Below are 18153 nucleotides of genomic sequence, written 5' to 3'. Positions count from 1 at the left end.
GCGTGTCGCGCACCTGAGCGGCGGTGCCGGTCGTCCCACCGAAAACGATCGATTTCGGCGGGCGCTGAAGCCATATTCGCGTGACCCATGCAGCGCGAGCGTCCCAGCACGGGGAGGAGATTCACGCGGACATGGCAAACAGATGACTACGGTAAAGACGAGATGAGTTTGCGGAGGTCAGGCACCAGGAGACTGTCCACGGGGAAGCTCAGGGCGGGGATTCAGGATGATCTGAATGAGGCCCAGGCCGACGCCGATGCCGATGGAGATATCCGCGATGTTGCCAATGAAGAGGTTGCCGTAGGCGAGGAAATCGGTCACGTGACCGACGCCGAATCCCGGCGGGGCAAGGAGGCGATCGATGAGGTTGCCCACTGCTCCGCCCCAGACGAATCCGATAGCGACCGCCCACACGATCGACTTGGATCGCCACGCAGCGTAGAGGAGTGCGATCGTCGCTGTGGTTCCGATCACAGTAAACACCCACGTGCTCCCCGACCCGAGCGACATGACTGTGCCGGGATTGAATGCCAGCTGGAGGCCCAACAGGTCACCAACTAGGGGAATGCGCTCGTGCTCGCTGAGCCGGGTCAGGGCTAGAGCCTTCGAACCCTGGTCGATCACCGTCATGCTGAATGCGACCAGGAGCGCAACAACCAGCCTCCGACCTCGATCCCGCCTCACCAGGCGCCACTCATGCGGTAGGTATGGCGGGCGCCAGCACGGTGCTCCGGTAGGAGTGATGAGGTGTGCACGAGGGGATTCCTGACGTTGAGCGTTTGTAGTCCAGACGCTTCGGATCGCGCCCATTCGGAGGATCTGGCGCCGCACTCGATAATACATCCAAGCGTGTATATTCATTGAGTGCTGACTATTACTACTCGCTTGGACGTGATGAATCGCCTCGGCCGCGCTATGGCCGACTCGACGCGATCACGCATTCTTATGTCGCTGCTTGACGGCCCGATCTATCCGGCGGCGCTCGCCCGCGAGCTGGGCCTGAGCCCATCGAACGTCTCCAACCATCTCACGTGCCTCCGTGACTGCGGCATCGTCGTGGCAGAGCCCGAGGGGCGGCGCACTCGATACGAGGTCGCAGATCCTCGGCTGACCACGGCGCTGACCGCTCTACTGGATACGACCCTGGCCGTGGATCACGAGGCCGAGTGCATCGACCCCACGTGCACAGTTGCGGACTGCTGCACGATGGAGGTCAGCGCATGATCTTCCTCTCCATCCTGCAAGCAGTTGGTCTGTTCCTGGTAACGAACATCGACGACATCATCGTGCTCTCGCTGTTCTTCGCCCGAGGTGCGGGCCAACGAGGTACAACGACCCGGATTCTGCTCGGACAGTATTTGGGGTTCGCTGGCATCCTCGGCGCCGCCGTACTCGTTGCTCTCGGCGCAGGAGCGTTCCTCCCTCCTGAAGTCATTCCCTACTTCGGCCTCATCCCCCTGGGTTTGGGTCTCTGGGCGGCATGGCAGGCGTGGCGCAATCGCGACGACGACGATGACGACGAGGGCAAGATCGAAGGAAAAAAGGTCGCGGTCTGGGCTGTGGCCGGGGTCACCTTCGCCAACGGCGGTGACAACATCGGCGTCTACGTCCCCGTGTTCCTCAGCGTGGGTCCCGCCGCGGTCGTCGCGTACTGCGTGGTGTTCCTGGCCCTCGTTGCGGTCCTGGTCGTTGTCGCAAAGTTCATCGCTACTCGTCGACCGATCGCGGAGATCCTGGAACGTTGGGAACACGTGCTGTTCCCGCTCGTTCTGATCGGTCTGGGCATCTTCATCCTGGTTAGCGGTGGCGCATTCGGGCTGCGATGAGTCGAGCACGAGTGACGCGGTTGCCTGACCCGGAGCAGGTGACCACCAGGGCGAGCAGCGGGGCACCTCCTGCTGCTCGCTCGCGTGCTGCGTGGGCGATGGTCGGTGTCGGCGTGTGCGTGATTGCGGCACTATTGCTGATCGAAATTTTCGCGCCGACGTTCTTCCCGGTTTCCCTCCCGACCCGCGCGCAGGACGGCCTCACACTCGCTGTCAGCGTCCTCATTGAGTCGATGCCATTCGTCACGCTCGGCGTGGTCTTGTCGATCATCGTGCAGGTGTGGATTCCCGCCGGGGTGCTCGAACGTTGGATGCCGCGACGGGCATGGCTGCGTCGGATGGTGCTCTCGCTCCTGGGCATGTTCGTCCCGGTCTGCGAATGCGGCAACGTGCCGTTTGCTCGGGGACTGCTGATGCGCGGCTTCACTGTCCCGGATGCGCTCACATTCTTGATCGCAGCCCCGATCGTCAACCCGATCGTCATTCTCACGACCCACCAAGCCTTCGGATTCGATGACGGCATCCTGATTGCGCGCCTTCTCGGCGGCTACGCGATCGCCAACCTCATCGGCTGGCTGTACAGCCGTCACCCCGATCCGGGAACTCTACTCACTGACCAGTTCCGTGATACATGCGACAGAGCCGCCCACGAGTCAGGCAGCCGTGGCCGCGGTCGGCGCAGCCTCACCCAGTTCGTCGTCGAGTTCCGCGCAGTCATGCCCGCACTCGTGATCGGCTGCGCACTAGCCGGTGCCATTCAGGTGCTAATCCCCCGTGAGGTTCTCCTGTCTGTCGGATCCAATCCAGTCATGTCGATCGTGGCAATGATCTTGATCGCGATGGTCGTATCGATCTGTTCGAACGTGGATGCGTTCTTTGCCCTGTCGTTCGCGTCATTCTTCTCCGCAGGATCAGTCGTCGCCCTCCTCCTCGTCGGCCCCCTCGTCGACGTCAAAATGCTCGCTCTCCTGCGCACCACGTTTAGCACCCGGACTCTCGCGGGCATCGTGGCTGTCGTGCTCCTCGCAGCCTTCACGATCGGGCTGGGACTCAACGTATTGGCGTAGCGGCGATGACGGGTTCCGAGTCGATGGATCGCCATTCGAGCCCTCGAGGCTCCGAGTGGATAATGCCCGATGGGGGGACAAGCCAGAAACGCCTGCCGAAAGCAGGTACCGGCGAGCACTAGCGGCAGGCGTCTAAGGACGTGGGATGCGAGCTCGCCGGAAACGATCGTTATCGGCTGCCTGGCGGTCGACCTGTGGTGCTCTTGTTTGTGGTGAGCCAAGATGGGGGCCATGCCTCGCCTCCGTTACGCTTCTGCGACAGCTCTGGTTCTCGCGTCGATCACGCTTCTCTCTGGCTGCAGTACTGACCTGGTCGGATTCTCGGACCTTCAAGGGGAGAGAGAAAGCCGCGATGAGTTGCCGGAACTCACGGACTATGCGTATGACGACGTCGACGTATCGACGAGTCGCTACGTCGGGGAGCATGCGGGCACTTCGCTCTGGCTCGCTCGCGGCCTCGAAAACTCAACCGTTTGTCTTGTCGCGGACGCAGGCAAGGATGAGTGGGTGGTGGGCTGCGGTGGCGGCACGGTCGGGGTCGACGGTCTGGCAGGCAAGTACCAAGTCGTGGTCGACGGAGTTCAAGCACCGGAAGGGGCGGTCAAGATCTCCGAGAACGTCTACGCCTGGTAACCGTCCAAACTGTCTACCAACGTCACCTCATACCCCGGACGGGGCAGAGACGAGCGGGACAGTCCGAGATCAGCCGAAAGCCCTTGTCGTTTGGCGGTTGCGGCGAACGTTTGTGACGGGAACTCCTAGGCAGGCACTAGATCGCGCCGTAAATGATCGATTTCGGCGGGATCAGTGCTGCACTACGGTGCGAACCGCGGTGCCGACGGTCAATCGGTCGCTATGAACCACGCGGTCGCTTTGGTCCCAACAGGAGTTTCAGCACGCGCTCGGCGTTCTTCCGGGTCTCGCCCCGTCCGAAGGTCGCCACCATCGCTAGGAACACTTTGAGGCAGTAGCGGGCACTGACTGCAGTGGCCAGGGCGACGACTGATGCGGGCGGGGCGGCGTCGAGGAGCTGCGAGAGGTAGTCGGGCACCGTGTCTCCGAACTGGCGCTAGCGCCCCGTCGCCCGGCGCCGGTCAGGAAAGACAGGTCAGTTAGGGCTTCTGGTGGGCGGACTAATCCGCAAGCTGCGATCGAATCAGCGGACATCTTGCCCCGACCCACGGGGAGGACGGGAGATGACGGCGCGAGCGCAGACCACCTGCGGGGAGACAGGGTGCCGGTCCCGCCGGCTTGCAGCCTCTCCGCCGATGAGACAGGGTGCCGGTCCCGCCGGCTTGGGATCTCATCGATACCCCGCTACGCGGGGTATCCCCGCTGCTACGCAGTCGGGGTATTGCACCCTCCGCTGCTATGCAGACTTGGAGGGATACTGCTTCTGCGTACATTCTAGATCGGCTGACGGACAGTCGCACCGAAACGATGGCGGTCTCAACCCACCAACGCACCACGAGGGTAGATGATGCGTTGTCGTGGAGGCTGGGATGAGTGTGGTGACGTCGCTGCCAGCGGCAGTACAGGACGTCGTGTGGCAGGCATGGGGCGAGGGCATCTGCGCGACATGGTCTCCATCCACCACCGCCCCGCCACCGTGACCGACCGGCTCGAGCCGGGTCATTGGGAAGGTGACCTCGTCATGGGCAAGCGCCCGAGCGCGGTCGCGACCCTCGTCGAGCGCACCACCCGCTACCTGAAGATCGTGCCGCTGCCCGACGGGATCAAGGCCAAGGACGTCAGCATCGCGGTCGCCCGCGCCCTGTTCAACGTCCCACCCGGCATGTGCAAGTCCCTGACCTGGGACCGCGGCCGCGAGATGGCCGACCACGCCTTCCTCAGCGCACTCATCGACGCCCCGGTCTACTTCTGCGACCCCCGCAGCCCGTGGCAGCGCGGCACCAACGAGAACACTAACCGCCTCCTGCGCCAGTACCTCCCGCGACGCACGAACATGAACGCGACGAGTAACGACGAGCTCGAACGCATCGAGAGGCTCCTGAACGAACGGCCTCGGCAGGTCCTTGAATGGGCGGCGCCGACGGAGAGGTTTCTTGAGACCGCAGCGGCGGCTCGAGAATTGCGCCGGTCGATGAGCAGATCCGACGCAGGCGTGCGAGCTGTAGCTGAGGAATGAAGCCGGGGCAGGCAATGAGAATCGGCGACTGTGATGTGTCTCTGCGAGACCGCCCACCGGGGATACCCCTTCGAGTCAGGAGGGCGACCAGCGTGGGCGTGGCGCCGGTCTGGGCGCAGCCACGATCACATCGGGCTTGTCACGTGGACGATCCTGAGTGGGCCTTCTTCAGGTGTGGGCGTCTCGAACCCGTCGATGTACGCGATCGCTCGCTCGCGCGACACAGCGATGTCGTCCGGGCCGGAGTTCTCGCGCTGGGCCAACCTGCCCAGGAGGATCGACCGCCTGGTGTCCAGGTAGTAGACGACCGGGACGACGCCGAGGGGGCGCAGAGCCGCCTGAACTCATCGCGCGAGGCACGGGACCAGAACGAGGAGTCCACGACGACGCCCTTCCCCTGCTTCACACAGTCGACGAGCTTGTCCTGGAGCGTTCCGTTGACGACCTGGCGCGCGTCGTCGCCGATCGGGTGCGTCCGGTGCCCGAGGGCCCACGCCTCGCCGTCGAACGAGACCCTGACATAGCCCCGGGCCTCCAGGCCACGCGCGTAGGTCGACTTCCCCGATCCAGCCGGACCGCACATGAGGATGACCTGGTCCACGTAGCCAACCCTATGCGGGCTCAACGCAGGTGAGGGACGAAGGCGGTGACGCCCGGGTAGGAGTCGAGGCCTGCATGATCACCTACGGCCGGCATCACCCGGAAATCCGCTTGACCATACCGCCGTGCCGTAAGCCGATCCCCTACCGAGACACCCCGCGCACGCCCACGCGGCGAGCCTGTGAGTTGGGGCGTTAAATGTCGCGCTCCTTTCGGCGTTACCTGTCATCGGAAATTTCAGGCGAGCTGGTCGTGAATGCGTCCAGGAACGTCCGACCTTGGACGCCCAGCGTGGCTTTCGAGCCCCGGGGATTGCGGGCTGCTGTTGCTCTACGGGCAAGGACGCCGACGCCGACGCCGACGCCGACGCCGACGCCGCTAGCGTCTTGAAGGACCCGTCTCCGTCAGCGTGATTAGCCGTCCAGAGATCTCGCTGAGGAATCGCTTTCCGGTGTCGGTGACGGTGAAGGTCTTTCGACTAGCTCCGGTGCGGTGGGCCTCGACCTGCGTACTGATCAGGAAGCCGGAGTTCTCTAGCCGTTGCAGGGTGCGATATAGGCCCCGCTCTGTAATCCAGCTGATCGCGGCGTGGATGAGGACGGCTGCGCGGTAGATGACCGCGTGCTTGTCGTAGCGGGTGGCGAGCCCTCGCCATTGCTTGGTGTGGCAGAATCGGCGCTCGATCACGTTCCGGTTCCTGTAGTCGGCGGCGTCGAGTCCGACCGGGCGGCCGCCTCGTGACCCGCCACGCTTGCGATGACCCTTCTGGTCGTCGGGCTCGGGGATCGCGGCCTTGATTCCACGGGAGCGCAGATGGCCGCGGATCGCGCGGGACGAGTACGCCTTGTCGGCGCGGACCGCCTCGGGTCGGGTGCGCGGCCTACCGGTGTCGCGGCCGACGCGCAGGTGCGCCATCAGCGGCAGGAACATCGGCGAGTCCCCGGCCTGCCCGGGCGTGATCAGCGTGACCAGAGGGAGTCCGTTGCCGCGCGTCGACGACGATCTCGGCGGTGATCCGGTCGCTGATCGACCAGCCGACGATGCGGCGGCTGAACGCGTCGATGACGGCGGCGCAGTAGACCTATCCGTCTCTCGAGCGGTGCTGTGTGATGTCGCAGAACCAGAGCCGGTTGGGCGCGTCAGCGCGGAACTGCCGCTTCACGAGGTCCTCGTGCGTGGCGGTGTCGGGCTTCCAGCCGCGCCGCTTCCGGCGGTGCGAGACTCCGGCCAGCCTGCCCAGTCGCATCAGCCGCGCGAGACGCGCTTGCGGCTGACGTGAACGCCGAGTCCGAGCCGGAGCTCGGCGAGCACCCGCGGAGCACCGTAGGTTTCCCGCGAGTCAGAGTGGATCCGGCGGATCGTGGTCGTCAGTTCCGCATCCGCGATCGCGCGCCGTGACGGCGGCCGGCTCGCCCATTCACCCGGTTCCGGCGCCGCAACTCGACGAGCTCCTTGTGCTCGTCGGTGGTGACCCCGGCCTTGCGGCCGGAGTCGACAGCGTCACGGTTCATCCAGTTCCGAAGGCAGGATTCGCTGATCCCGAGGTCACGCGCGGTCTGCGCATCGGGATTGCCCTGAGCAACAAGATCGAGGGCTCGACGCCGGAACTCCGGCGGGTGGGCAGCAGGCATGTCACGGACTCCTTCCGAGACGATCATCGCCTCAAAGTCGGTGTCCGGAAAAGCGGGTCAGGCTCCGTTCGTCAGGCAAATGTCTTGCGAAATGTCTACGTGGGGTCCATGCTGGCGCCAGAACGAGTTTCGTTCGCGCCTCTGCTTGGACCACATCGTCCTGGTGGGTTCTACACCTCCGACCGTCGAACAAACATCGGCAGCGGAGTTATAGCGACTCAGCGTAAATGGGAGGGGGTGGTGAGATGGTGACCTCATGTGCGGACCTGCGCATCGCTCAGCAGATGGATCCGCGCTCGATGTCGGTCGATCTGTCCCGAGCGGGCGACGAGTACGTTCCTGAGGCGAACCTGCCAGGCATCGACTCGGAGTCCATCGAGCTGGGTGGGCGGCCAGCCGCTCACCGTCCGCGCGGTCAGCGGCCCAGTCCGGGACCGCCGGCGCGAAGTGGTTCACCGCCGAACGGCCCCCACGGGCAATTCATGCGGCTGCTGGGACTGGCGCCCGGCATCGACAGCGACAGCGTCACCGCCAGTTGCGACCTGGGCGTCCTGCGGGTGGTGATGCCCATCGAGCAGCCCGCCGTCCGGAAAGATCCCCCTGAAGCAGCCTGCTTCCTGACTCTGGGCACTCAGCCCTGCGCCTGCGCCGATCCTGGCGCGCTCTTTGACGACCCCTGCAACGTGTCTCACGTGACAAGAAAGGAACAACCATCATGGCCAAGGCAGTAGGAATCGATCTGGGAACCACGAACTCCGTTATCGCCGTCTGGGAGGCCGGCGAGGAGAAGGTCATCCCGAACGCGGAGGGAGCCCGCACTACCCCGTCGGTGGTCGCTTTCACCGAGGACGGTGAACGGCTGGTGGGGCAGCTTGCCCGCCGGCAGAGCATCCTCAACCCGAAGGGCACCATCTCGTCCGCCAAGCGGTTCATCGGCCGGTCCTTCGACGAGATCAAGGAGGAAGCCAACGCCGTCGGCTTCGACGTCGTGGAAGGCCCCAACGGCGAAGCACGGTTCAACATCCGCGGCAAGCAGTACGCGCCGGAGGAGATCAGCGCCCAGGTGCTGCGCAAGCTCGTCGACGACGCCAGCAAGTTCCTCGGTGAGAAGGTGACCGAGGCCGTCATCACCGTTCCCGCCTACTTCAACGACGCCCAACGCACCGCGACCAAGGACGCCGGACGCATCGCCGGGCTCGAGGTGCTGCGCATCATCAACGAGCCCACCGCCGCCGCACTGGCGTACGGAATGGACAAGAAGAACCACGAGACCATCCTGGTTTTCGACCTCGGTGGCGGCACGTTCGATGTCAGCCTCCTCGACGTGGGCGACGGGGTCGTCGAAGTGCGATCCACCGCGGGTGACACCCACCTGGGCGGCGACGACTTCGACCGCCGGCTGGTGGACTACTTTGCCGACGAGTTCAAGAACGAGAACGGCATCGACCTGCGCAACGACCCGCAGGCGCTGCAGCGACTGTTCGAGGCGGCCGAGAAGGCGAAGGTCGAGCTCAGCTCGGTGTCCCAGACCCAGGTCAGCCTGCCCTTCATCACCGCCGACGCCAGCGGACCCAGGCACCTCACCATGACCGTGAAGCGGTCCAAGTTCGAAGACCTCACCGCTGACCTCGTTGAGCGGTGCCTCGGTCCGGTGCGTCAGGCGATGGCCGACGCGAAGGTCAGCGAGAACGATATCGACGAGGTCATCCTCGTGGGCGGTTCCACCCGCATCCCCGCTGTCCAAGCGCTCGTCAAGCGGCTCACCGGCGGCAAGGAGCCGAACATGACGGTGAACCCCGATGAGGTGGTCGCTGTGGGCGCCGCCATCCAGGCGGGCGTCCTCAAGGGCGACGTCGACGACGTGCTGCTGCTGGATGTCACCCCGCTGTCGCTGGGTGTGGAGACCCGCGGTGGCGTGATGACGAAGATCATCGAACGCAACACCACCATCCCCGCCCGACGCAGCGAGGTGTTCTCCACGGCCGAAGACAACCAGCCGTCGGTGGAGATCGTCGTCCTGCAGGGCGAGCGGGAGAACGCCGCAGACAACCGGGTGCTGGGCCGGTTCCAGCTCACCGGCATCCGCCCCGCTCCTCGCGGTGAAGCGCAGGTGGAGGTCACCTTCGACATCGACGCGAACGGCATCCTGCACGTGACGGCGAAGGACAAGGACACCGGCACCGAGCAGGGCATCACCATCAGCGACACCTCGAATCTGGACCAGGGCGAGATCGACCGGATGATTAAGGAAGCCGAGCAGCACCGTGCTGACGACCAGGCGCTGCGCCAGGCCGTGGACGCCCGCAACGAGCTGGACTCCGCCGCCTACCAGGTCGAGCGGGTACTGCGTGAGCTCGGCGACGCTGCACCGGAGCACGAGCGTGCCCGCGCGGAGCTGCTCATCACGCAGGCCCGCGAGGCAGTGCAGAACAACGTCGGCGAGCAGGAAGCGAAAGAGCGCACCGGCGAGCTGCTGCAGGTTGCGCAGTCCCTTGCTGCGGCCCGCGCGAACGCCAGCCACGCTGAGCAGCCCGCTCAGGACGACGAAGACGACGTCGTCGACGCCGAATTCGACAAGTAGCACGGAGGGAGGATCGCGATGGTCGAGGAGCAGAACGAGGACACGCGGGCCGTGGACCTGCTGAACGACGACCTCACCGACGTGTCCCCGGAGGAGATCCGCGCCGCGCAAGCAGCGGTCGCCGCCCAGTTGGAGACGGCCGAGGACCGGTGGCGCCGGGCGGCGGCGGACTACGACAACCTCCGCAAACGGATGGCGCGCGAGATCCAGACGGTCCGCGAGCAGGAGCGGCGGCACACCGCCAAAGCCTTCTTGCCCGTCGTCGACGGGCTGGACCGGGCGCTCAGCTTCGGGGTGGACCTTGACGAGGGCGTTCTGGGTGGCATGCAGGCCATCCGGGCGCAGGCCGCTGATGCGTTGCGCGCACTCGGGTACCCCGAGATTGTCATCGACGGTGCGGAGTTCGACCCGCAGCTGCACGAGGCGGTCTCGGTGGTCGAGGATGCCAGCGTCCCGCCGCGCAGCATCCTCGCCGTCACTCGCCCCGGGTTCGGAACGCCTGAGCGGATGCTGCGACCGGCTGCGGTCGTGGTCACCCGCAGGCCGGATGAGGAGTAGGAGATGGCGGAGGATCTCTACAGCGCGCTCGGGGTCTCCCGGTCGGCGGATCAGAAGGAGATCCGCCGCGCCTACCGGGAGAAGGCCCGCAAGTTCCACCCGGACGTCAACAAGACCCCGGGGGCGGAGGAGACCTTCAAACGGATCAGTGAAGCCCACGATGTGCTGTCGGACCCGGAAACCCGCTCACAGTACGACCGGTTCGGTGAGAACTTCCGGCAGTACGCCGCCGCGGACGCGGCTCGCTCCTCCGAGCAGCCGCGCCGCAGCGGGGGCACCCGATACACGTGGAGCGGGGGCGGCGCGCAGAGCTCGAACTGGGAGGACCTCTTCGGGGGCGGCTTCGGTGGTTTCGGTCGCGGCGCCGACCACACCGCGGAGCTGGAGATCACCGTCGAGGAGGCCTACCGGGGCGGGCGTCGCACCGTGCAGGTCGCGTCCCCGTACGGCGGCGCGCAGGAGTACACCATCGACATCCCAGCGGGCGCTGTCGACGGGCAGCGGCTGCGGATCTCGGGCGCAGGCGGAGCGGGCGCCGATGGACAGGACGGGGACCTGCTGGTCACGCTGCGCGTGAAGGACAGTAAGCGGTACCGGCTCAGCGGCGCGGACATCGAAACGGACCTTCCCATCTCACCGTGGGAGGCGGCGCTGGGCGCGGATGTCAGCGTGCCCACCCCCGGCGGCCCGGTCACCGTGCACGTTCCGCCCGGCTCGTCCACTGGCAGGCGGCTCCGCCTGCGCGGGCAGGGGATGCCCCGCAGAGGACAGCCGGGAGACCTGTATGCGCGGGTGAAGGTCGTCGTTCCGCGCACTCTCAGCAAGAAGGAGAAGGAGCTGTTCGAACAGCTCCGCGACGAATCGTCGTTTGATGCCAGGAGAGGATCATGACCTCACATCACCTGCCCGTCCGTGTCGCCCGGGCCGACCTGGCGGCGACCGCCGTGGCCGCAGGTATCCACCCGGATACGCTGCGGAAGTTCGTCGAGCTGGGGCTGGTCACCGCCCACGTCGACACCAGCGGCCGGCTGTGGTTCGCCGGTACCGTCCCCGCCCGCGTGCACACCATCGTGCGTCTGCACTCCGATCTTGCCGTGAACTACGCCGGCATCGCACTCGTGCTCGACCTGCTCGCCCGCATCGAGCAGCTCGAGCAGCACCGGACCATCCGACTCGAAGGAGACACCCCATGGACATGAACTCACTCACTCAGAAGTCGCAGGAAGCGCTCACCTCGGCCCAGAGCATCGCGGTCCTGGCCGGTCAGATCGAAACGGACGAGGAGCATCTCCTGCTCGCACTGCTCCAGCAGGAGGAGGGGCTGGTTCCCCGACTTCTGCAGACAGCGGGTGCTGACGTGGAAGCGGTACGCGCCGACGTCGAAGCGGAGATCGCCCGCAAGCCCAGCGTCTCCGGGTCCTCCCCGCAGACCGGTCAGGTGTATCTGAGCCGCAGCCTCACCTCCACCCTGGAACGGGCGGAGCGGGAGGCAAAGCGGCTGAAAGACTCCTACATCTCCGTGGAGCATCTCGTTCTGGCCCTCGCCGACGACTCCTCCAACCGTGCCGCGTCCCGCGTGCTGCGCGGGCACGGTGTCACCCGGGAGAGCTTCCTCAGCGCGCTCACCAAGATCCGCGGCAACCAGCACGTCAACTCCGCCACCCCCGAGCAGACGTACGAGGCGTTGGAGAAGTACGGCCGTGACCTGGTCGCTGACGCCCGGTTGGGCAAGCTTGACCCGGTCATCGGGCGTGATGCGGAGATCCGCCGGGTCATCCAGATCCTCTCCCGCAAGACCAAGAACAACCCCGTCCTCATCGGCGAGCCCGGTGTCGGAAAGACCGCCATCGTGGAGGGCCTTGCCCAGCGGATCTTGCGTGAGGACGTGCCCGAGGGCCTTCGCGACAAGACCGTGTTCTCGCTGGACCTGTCTGCCCTGGTCGCCGGCGCGAAGTACCGGGGCGAGTTCGAGGAGCGAATGAAGGCAGTCCTGGCAGAGGTGAAGGCAGGGGAGGGACGCATCCTGCTGTTCATCGACGAGCTCCACACTCTGGTGGGGGCGGGAGCCACCGAAGGGGCAATGGACGCCGGCAACATGCTTAAGCCGATGCTCGCCCGCGGGGAGCTGCACCTCATCGGTGCCACCACCCTCGATGAGTACCGCAAGCACATCGAGAAGGACGCTGCCCTGGAACGCCGGTTCCAGACGGTGATGGTCGAGGAGCCTGACGTGGAGGACGCGATCTCCATCCTCCGCGGCCTGCGCGAACGACTGGAGATCTTCCACGGTGTCCGCATCCAGGACAGCGCATTGGTCGCTGCCGCCGTGCTGTCGCACCGGTACATCTCCGACCGGTTCCTGCCCGACAAGGCCATCGACCTCATCGACGAAGCCTGCGCGCGACTGCGAACCGAGATCGACTCAATGCCCGCTGAGCTCGACGAGCTGACCCGGCGGGTGACCCGCCTGGAGATCGAGGAAGCGGCGCTGTCGAAGGAAACGGACCCTGCCAGCAAGAAACGGCTGGAGGAGCTGCGCCGGGAACTGACCGACCTGAAGGCGGAGGCGGACTCCAAGCGCGCCCAGTGGGAGGCGGAGCGTCAAGCGATCCGCAAGGTCCAGGAGCTGCGCGGTGAGCTGGAGCGGCTGCGGCGGGAGGCGGAGGAAGCTGAGCGCTCCTACGACCTCAACCGTGCCGCTGAACTGCGGTACGGGGCTATCGCTGACGCGGAACGACGCCTGCGCGCCGAGGAGGAGCGTCTCACCTCCAAACAAGGCGGGCAGCGGCTGCTGCGGGAGGTGGTCACCGAGGACGAGATCGCCGAGATCGTCGCAGCGTGGACGGGGATCCCCGTGGCCCGGCTGCAGGAAGGTGAACGCAACAAGATCCTCACCCTGGACGCCACCCTCAAGGAGCGGGTGGTCGGTCAGGATGAGGCCATCACGCTCGTCAGCGACGCGATTATCCGTGCCCGCTCCGGCATCCGCGACCCGCGCCGACCCATCGGCTCCTTCATCTTCCTCGGCCCCACCGGTGTGGGAAAGACCGAACTGGCCAAAGCGCTCGCGCAAGCACTGTTCGACAGCGAGTCGGCGATGGTCCGGCTGGACATGAGCGAGTACCAGGAACGTCACACCGTCAGCAGGCTGGTCGGTGCACCTCCCGGGTATGTCGGGTATGACGAGGGAGGGCAGCTGACCGAGGCGGTGCGCCGCCACCCGTACAGCGTGGTCCTTTTCGACGAGATCGAGAAAGCGCACCCGGACGTGTTCAACACGCTGCTGCAGGTCCTTGACGACGGCCGCATCACCGACAGCCAGGGACGCACCGTCGACTTCCGCAACACCATCGTCATCATGACCTCCAACATCGGTGCCCATCACCTGTTGGGCTCCGATGGGGGCGCGATCCCCGACGACGTGCGAAACAGTGTGCTCGGTGAGTTGCGCGCCCACTTCCGTCCCGAGTTCCTCAACCGGGTGGACGACATCGTGGTGTTCTCGCCGCTGGGTCGTGAACAGATCCGGGACATTGTGGAGCTGCAGTTCACCGACCTGCGCTCCCGGCTGGCCGAGCGTCAGATCCGCATCGAGCTGACGCCCGCGGCACGCCAACTCATCGCCGACCGCGGCTACGACCCCGTGTACGGTGCGCGTCCGCTGCGACGCTACATCAGCCATGAGATCGAGACCCGACTGGGTCGTGCGCTGCTGAGCGGGGAGGTGATGGACGGGTCGACGGTCACGCTGGACGTGCACGACGGCGACCTCGTCTTCAACATCGCAGCGCCCGTCGAAGAGGAGGACACGGCGTGAGCGCGATTGTGACCTGCCCCAACTGCGGGAAGAAGAACCGTGTCCCCGCCGCCGCGTCGGGGTACCCGCGCTGCGGCGTCTGCAAGAGCGCCGTGCCGTGGATCGTCGATGCGGGCGATGCGGACTTCGCCGAGGTGGTCGAGAAGGCCCCGCAAGTGGTGCTCGTGGACTTGTGGGCGACCTGGTGCGGACCGTGCCGGATGGTCAGCCCTGCCCTCGAGAAGGTCGCCACGGAACGTGCCGGCAAGCTCAAGCTGGTGAAAGTGGACGTGGACGCCGCGCCGGAGACGGCCCGCAAGTTCTCCGTCCAGGCGGTGCCGACTCTGCTCATCCTCAACCAGGGGAACGTGCTCTCCCGCCAATCCGGAGCCGCCCCGCCGGACGTGCTGCTGCGCTGGGTGGACGAGGCGCTGCAGAAGAAGGCTGACTCGGCCGGTGCTGCTCGATGAGATATGTCGACCCACACGTCGCGCTCATCCGCCCGGTCCGTCCCCGGACACCCGGGTCATGTGGGGACTGCGTGGCGGCCGGCACGCCCTGGCTGCACCTGCGGATGTGCCGCACCTGCGGGAAGGTCGGGTGCTGCGACTCCTCCCCGATGCGGCACGCCCGCACGCATGCGCTCACGGCGGGGCACCCCATCGTGCGGTCGCTGGAGCTGGGGGAGAACTGGAGCTGGTGCTACGTGGACGAAGCGTACCTATGAGTGACACGCCCGCCGCCAACCGCCGCCAGGTCGCTCAGGCCGAGACGCCTGACACCATCGGCGCCTTCCCGCGGCTCAGCGACGAGCAGATCGCGGTGCTGCTCGTACGAGGGCAGCGCCGCACCCTCACCGACGGGGAGGTTCTCATCCAGCCCGGCGAGCACCCGTCCTCCCTCTATGTCGTCCTGGAAGGGCACCTGCTGACGGCGGACACCGAGCTTGCGGCGGATCCGCGTCACTCCGATGAGTCGTTGGCGGTCGAGGTGCACGGCCGCGGCCGGTTCGTGGGGGATGTCGGGCTGCTGGAAGGACAACCGTCTTTCGTGTTCGTCTCCGCCATCGGCGCCGCCGAGGTGGTGGAGGTGCCCGTCGATGAGCTGGAGGCCATCGTCACCTCGGACCCGCTGTTGGGTGAGATCATCCTGCGGGCCTACCTCATCCGCCGCTCCCTGGCCATCGGGGCGGGAGCGGGCCTGCGGATCGTCGGCTCCTGCTTCTCCCCGCAGACCCGGGATCTGCTGGACTTCATCGCACGAAACCGGCTGCCCCACCGGCTGGTGGACCTGGATGACGACGAGAAAGCGGAGCGGCTGGTCCGTCAGCTCGGCGCCACCGTCGCCGACTTCCCGCTGGTGATCCTCGGCGGCTCACGCACCGTCCTGGGTGCCACCCCGGCACGGCTTGCCGAAGAGTTGGGGATGCGCCCGCCCGCCCCACCGGCCACCTGCGATGTGGTGGTGGTCGGCGCTGGGCCGGCTGGTCTTGCCGCGGCGGTGTACGCAGCCTCCGATGGGTTGTCGGTCTACCTGTGCGACACGGTCGCCACCGGCGGGCAGGCGGGAACGTCAGCGAAGATCGAGAACTATCTGGGGTTTCCTGCCGGAATCTCCGGCACTGAGCTCGCCGACCGCAGCCTCCTGCAAGTGCGCAAGTTCGGTGCCACGTTGGACATCCCGACCACGGTCCAGGAGGTCGTGGAAGATGAGGACTGCTTCCGGGTGATCTTCCAAGATGGCAGGGAGGTCACCTCAGATGTGGTGGTCCTTGCCACCGGAGTGCGATACCGCTCGCTTCCCGCCGCGGGGCTGGACCGGTTCCAGACCTCGAACGTGTTCTACGCGGCAACAGCGCAGGAAGCGCAGATGTGCGTAGACACACCTGTCGCTGTTGTCGGCGGCGGCAACTCCGCCGGCCAGGCGGCGCTGTTTCTTGCCCGCACGTCCTCCCGTGTGCACCTTGTGGTGCGCGCCGCGGACCTGGGAGCGGGAATGTCCAGGTACCTGGTGGACCAGATCCAACATCACCCCCGTATCAACGTGCTGCTGTCCTCGGAGGTCGTGGAAGCACACGGCGGCAACCGTTTGGAAGCGGTCACAGTCCGTCACGGTGACGTGCTGGAGAAGCTCCGCGTGGGGCACGTGTTCGTCTTCATCGGCGCCGCTCCGGCGACGACGGGATTGAAGGTCGATGTGGCACGCGATCCTGACGGGTACATCCTCACCGGCGCGGAGGCGGAGCTGGCCGGCGCGCGGACGGAAGGAAGCCCCCGCTTCTCTTTGGAGACCACCATCCCCGGGGTCTTCGCTATCGGCGATGTGCGGCACGGGTCTGTGAAGCGAATGACCTCGGCTGTGGGTGAGGGCGCCAGTGTGGTCCGGCAGATCCACGAGTACCTGAACGAGGGTCGTCACAGTCGGGTGTGCGCATGAGCTCCGACATCCAGGGACACCTGACGCCGCACGCCGCCCCGAACCCGGCAGCCGTGGGAGAACCCGCGGATCCTCCGGTGGCCCATGCGGGCGTAGCGGGCGAGATCCGCTCGACGTTGCGTCGAATGAGGTGGTTTCGCCGCATGCCGGTGCTGCATATCGCCGAGGAACGCGGCGAGGGCCCGACGGTGCTGCTGCTGCACGGTATCGCGTCCTCGTCGGTGACGTTTCACCACGTGATCCCGCTGCTCGAGCGCACCCACCGCGGTGCATCGCCATCGACCTGCTCGGCTTCGGCGAGTCGCCGGCGCCAGAGTGGGCCGATTACACGGCGTCGGAGACGGCACCGTGGCGGAGCACTTCAACGAGTACGACAAGCGAGATCGCGCCCTCCAGTTCGCGGCGGAGCACGGCGTCTCGATCGATCACTGCTGTGCCATCGGTGAGAGTCGGTCCGACCTTCCGCTGTTCGCCGCCGTGCCGACATCACTCACTCTGAACGCCGGGCCCCGGCTCGGGCGGCCGCGTCCGCTGCCGTTGACACGAAGGACCTGCGCGACGTCATCCCCTGGCTCGAGGCGTGGAAAGCCGCCCTCCACTGAACTTGGGCGTTCGCGGCGCAGACGACCGTAGCCGATCCCTGAGGTGTGTACACACTTGATTCGCCTGTGGAAAGTTTGGCTGCTCAGTGCTCTTGTGACTGCGTACCGGGTCATCGGTTGTCAAGCGTCGGCTCTTCTGCTCAGGTAGCCGCAACGATCAGTTTGATCGCCGCGGCAAGGTATTCCGCGGACGCGCCGACGCCGTTCTCGGCAACTTGTGCAGGAGTTCCAGCGGCGACGACTGCGCCGCCATCATCGCCGGCGCCGGGTCCGAGGTCGATGACGTAGTCGGCTTCTGCCACCACGCGCATGTCAAGTTCCACCGCGACGACGGTGTTTCCTGCGTCGACGAGGGTTTGCAGATGCGTGACGAGCCGGTCAGCGTCAGCGCAGTGCAGGCCCGAAGTTGGTTCGTCGAGAACATACAAGGTGTCCCCTCGTTGTGCGCGCTGTAGCTCGCTTGCGAGCTTCACGCGTTGTGCCTCACCTCCAGAGAGCTCGGTTGCCGGTTGTCCGAGTCGCAAGTATCCGAGGCCCACGTCTGACAGTGCAGCTAGTGAGCGGGTGATGTCGTCTTCACCGTCAAAGAACGGGTGGGCTTCCTCAACGCTCATCGCGAGCACGTCAGCGATGGTGCGCTCCCGCCAAGTGATCTCGAGGGTCGAGGCTTTGTACCGGGTCCCGTGACAGTCGGGGCATTCGGTGTACACGGATGGGAGGAAGAGTAGCTCCACCATCACGGACCCTTCGCCCTCACAGGTGGGGCAGCGGCCGCCGGAGACATTGAAGGAGAAACGGCCGGGCTTGTACCCACGCGAGCGAGCCTCGGGCGTCTCAGCGAAGCGTCGACGGACGTGGTCGAACAAGCCCGTATATGTTGCAACGTTCGATCGGGGGGTTCGTCCGA

At 66.0% G+C, this 18153-nt stretch carries 19 protein-coding genes and 2 pseudogenes; 14 read left to right on the top strand and 7 right to left on the bottom strand.

Going from position 1 to position 18153, the window contains the following annotated elements; all coding sequences use genetic code 11:
- Positions 1 to 177: 177 nt before the first annotated feature.
- On the bottom strand, positions 178 to 630 hold the full coding sequence (locus DSP71_RS11875) for a signal peptidase II (RefSeq protein WP_227530113.1): 453 nt from the start codon (positions 628 to 630) through the stop codon (positions 178 to 180).
- 234 nt (positions 631 to 864) lie between these two features.
- On the opposite strand from DSP71_RS11875, the gene DSP71_RS11870 reads away from it, so the two are divergent.
- The 5 genes from DSP71_RS11870 to DSP71_RS11850 all read left to right on the top strand — a co-directional run bounded on the left by DSP71_RS11870 (position 865) and on the right by DSP71_RS11850 (position 5042).
- Positions 865 to 1224, top strand: a complete 360-nt coding sequence (locus DSP71_RS11870; protein WP_061018111.1) for a helix-turn-helix transcriptional regulator — start codon at positions 865 to 867, stop codon at positions 1222 to 1224.
- Positions 1221 to 1826 (top strand): cadmium resistance transporter, encoded by a 606-nt coding sequence (locus DSP71_RS11865; protein WP_025103726.1) that lies wholly within the window; start codon positions 1221 to 1223, stop codon positions 1824 to 1826. The genes DSP71_RS11870 and DSP71_RS11865 overlap by 4 nt, the downstream gene beginning before the upstream one ends.
- A 98-nt stretch (positions 1827 to 1924) precedes the next feature.
- A complete protein-coding gene (locus tag DSP71_RS11860) occupies positions 1925 to 2893 on the top strand; it encodes a permease (RefSeq protein ID WP_257022179.1) in 969 nt (322 codons plus the stop codon).
- Positions 2894 to 3250: 357 nt separating this feature from the next.
- Positions 3251 to 3526: a hypothetical protein gene (locus DSP71_RS22270; RefSeq protein WP_137772159.1), complete on the top strand. Its 276-nt coding sequence runs from the start codon at positions 3251 to 3253 to the stop codon at positions 3524 to 3526.
- 922 nt (positions 3527 to 4448) lie between these two features.
- On the top strand, positions 4449 to 5042 hold the full coding sequence (locus DSP71_RS11850) for an IS30 family transposase (protein ID WP_181800725.1): 594 nt from the start codon (positions 4449 to 4451) through the stop codon (positions 5040 to 5042).
- A 139-nt stretch (positions 5043 to 5181) separates the two neighbouring features.
- Here the strand turns inward: DSP71_RS11850 and DSP71_RS11845 are convergent, their stop codons facing one another.
- The 5 genes and pseudogenes from DSP71_RS11845 to DSP71_RS11830 form a co-directional block, all read right to left on the bottom strand.
- Positions 5182 to 5625, bottom strand: a complete 444-nt coding sequence (locus DSP71_RS11845) for an ATP-binding protein (RefSeq protein WP_258546402.1) — start codon at positions 5623 to 5625, stop codon at positions 5182 to 5184.
- A gap of 395 nt (positions 5626 to 6020) precedes the next feature.
- Positions 6021 to 6188: a helix-turn-helix transcriptional regulator gene (locus DSP71_RS23690; RefSeq protein WP_218867844.1), complete on the bottom strand. Its 168-nt coding sequence runs from the start codon at positions 6186 to 6188 to the stop codon at positions 6021 to 6023.
- 27 nt (positions 6189 to 6215) lie between these two features.
- Positions 6216 to 6758, bottom strand: a pseudogene (locus DSP71_RS11840) (transposase); the annotation flags it as partial.
- 129 nt (positions 6759 to 6887) lie between these two features.
- Positions 6888 to 6992 carry a transposase gene (locus DSP71_RS24650; protein WP_350753473.1) on the bottom strand — a complete coding sequence of 35 codons (105 nt, stop codon included), beginning with the start codon at positions 6990 to 6992 and terminating at the stop codon, positions 6888 to 6890.
- Positions 6993 to 7009: 17 nt separating this feature from the next.
- Positions 7010 to 7273, bottom strand: coding sequence for a transposase (locus DSP71_RS11830; protein ID WP_164734079.1), 264 nt, complete (start codon positions 7271 to 7273; stop codon positions 7010 to 7012).
- A gap of 227 nt (positions 7274 to 7500) precedes the next feature.
- Between DSP71_RS11830 and DSP71_RS24645 the strand changes: the two genes are divergently transcribed.
- From DSP71_RS24645 to DSP71_RS11790, 9 genes are read left to right on the top strand one after another with little or no spacing between them, the layout of a single operon-like run.
- Entirely contained in the window at positions 7501 to 8004 is a 504-nt protein-coding gene (locus DSP71_RS24645) for an Hsp20/alpha crystallin family protein (protein ID WP_396652055.1), read from the top strand.
- Positions 7989 to 9854 carry a molecular chaperone DnaK gene (gene dnaK / locus DSP71_RS11825; protein WP_087132770.1) on the top strand — a complete coding sequence of 622 codons (1866 nt, stop codon included), beginning with the start codon at positions 7989 to 7991 and terminating at the stop codon, positions 9852 to 9854. Before DSP71_RS24645 ends, dnaK begins: the two co-directional genes overlap by 16 nt.
- Before the next feature lie 18 nt (positions 9855 to 9872).
- Entirely contained in the window at positions 9873 to 10412 is a 540-nt protein-coding gene (locus DSP71_RS11820) for a nucleotide exchange factor GrpE (RefSeq protein ID WP_087132769.1), read from the top strand.
- 3 nt (positions 10413 to 10415) lie between these two features.
- Complete coding sequence (locus DSP71_RS11815; RefSeq protein WP_087132768.1) at positions 10416 to 11303, top strand: DnaJ C-terminal domain-containing protein; 888 nt, start codon at positions 10416 to 10418, stop codon at positions 11301 to 11303.
- Positions 11300 to 11611: a chaperone modulator CbpM gene (locus tag DSP71_RS11810; RefSeq protein WP_087132767.1), complete on the top strand. Its 312-nt coding sequence runs from the start codon at positions 11300 to 11302 to the stop codon at positions 11609 to 11611. The genes DSP71_RS11815 and DSP71_RS11810 overlap by 4 nt, the downstream gene beginning before the upstream one ends.
- Positions 11602 to 14229, top strand: a complete 2628-nt coding sequence (clpB, locus tag DSP71_RS11805) for an ATP-dependent chaperone ClpB (RefSeq protein WP_113681183.1) — start codon at positions 11602 to 11604, stop codon at positions 14227 to 14229. The genes DSP71_RS11810 and clpB overlap by 10 nt, the downstream gene beginning before the upstream one ends.
- Positions 14226 to 14678, top strand: coding sequence for a thioredoxin (trxA, locus tag DSP71_RS11800; RefSeq protein WP_113681182.1), 453 nt, complete (start codon positions 14226 to 14228; stop codon positions 14676 to 14678). The genes clpB and trxA overlap by 4 nt, the downstream gene beginning before the upstream one ends.
- Positions 14675 to 14935, top strand: coding sequence for a UBP-type zinc finger domain-containing protein (locus DSP71_RS24545; protein WP_113681181.1), 261 nt, complete (start codon positions 14675 to 14677; stop codon positions 14933 to 14935). The genes trxA and DSP71_RS24545 overlap by 4 nt, the downstream gene beginning before the upstream one ends.
- Positions 14932 to 16644, top strand: coding sequence for an FAD-dependent oxidoreductase (locus tag DSP71_RS11790; protein ID WP_113681180.1), 1713 nt, complete (start codon positions 14932 to 14934; stop codon positions 16642 to 16644). The genes DSP71_RS24545 and DSP71_RS11790 overlap by 4 nt, the downstream gene beginning before the upstream one ends.
- A gap of 742 nt (positions 16645 to 17386) precedes the next feature.
- Here DSP71_RS11790 and DSP71_RS23680 read toward each other — a convergent pair.
- Positions 17387 to 18153: pseudogene (locus DSP71_RS23680) on the bottom strand (excinuclease ABC subunit A); the annotation flags it as partial.

It is taken from the genome of Microbacterium sp. H6 (assembly GCF_003314775.1).
Lineage (GTDB): Bacteria > Actinomycetota > Actinomycetes > Actinomycetales > Microbacteriaceae > Microbacterium > Microbacterium oxydans.
The sequence above is the reverse complement of the archived record's forward strand: the minus strand, read 5'-3'. Positions and strand labels throughout refer to the sequence as shown.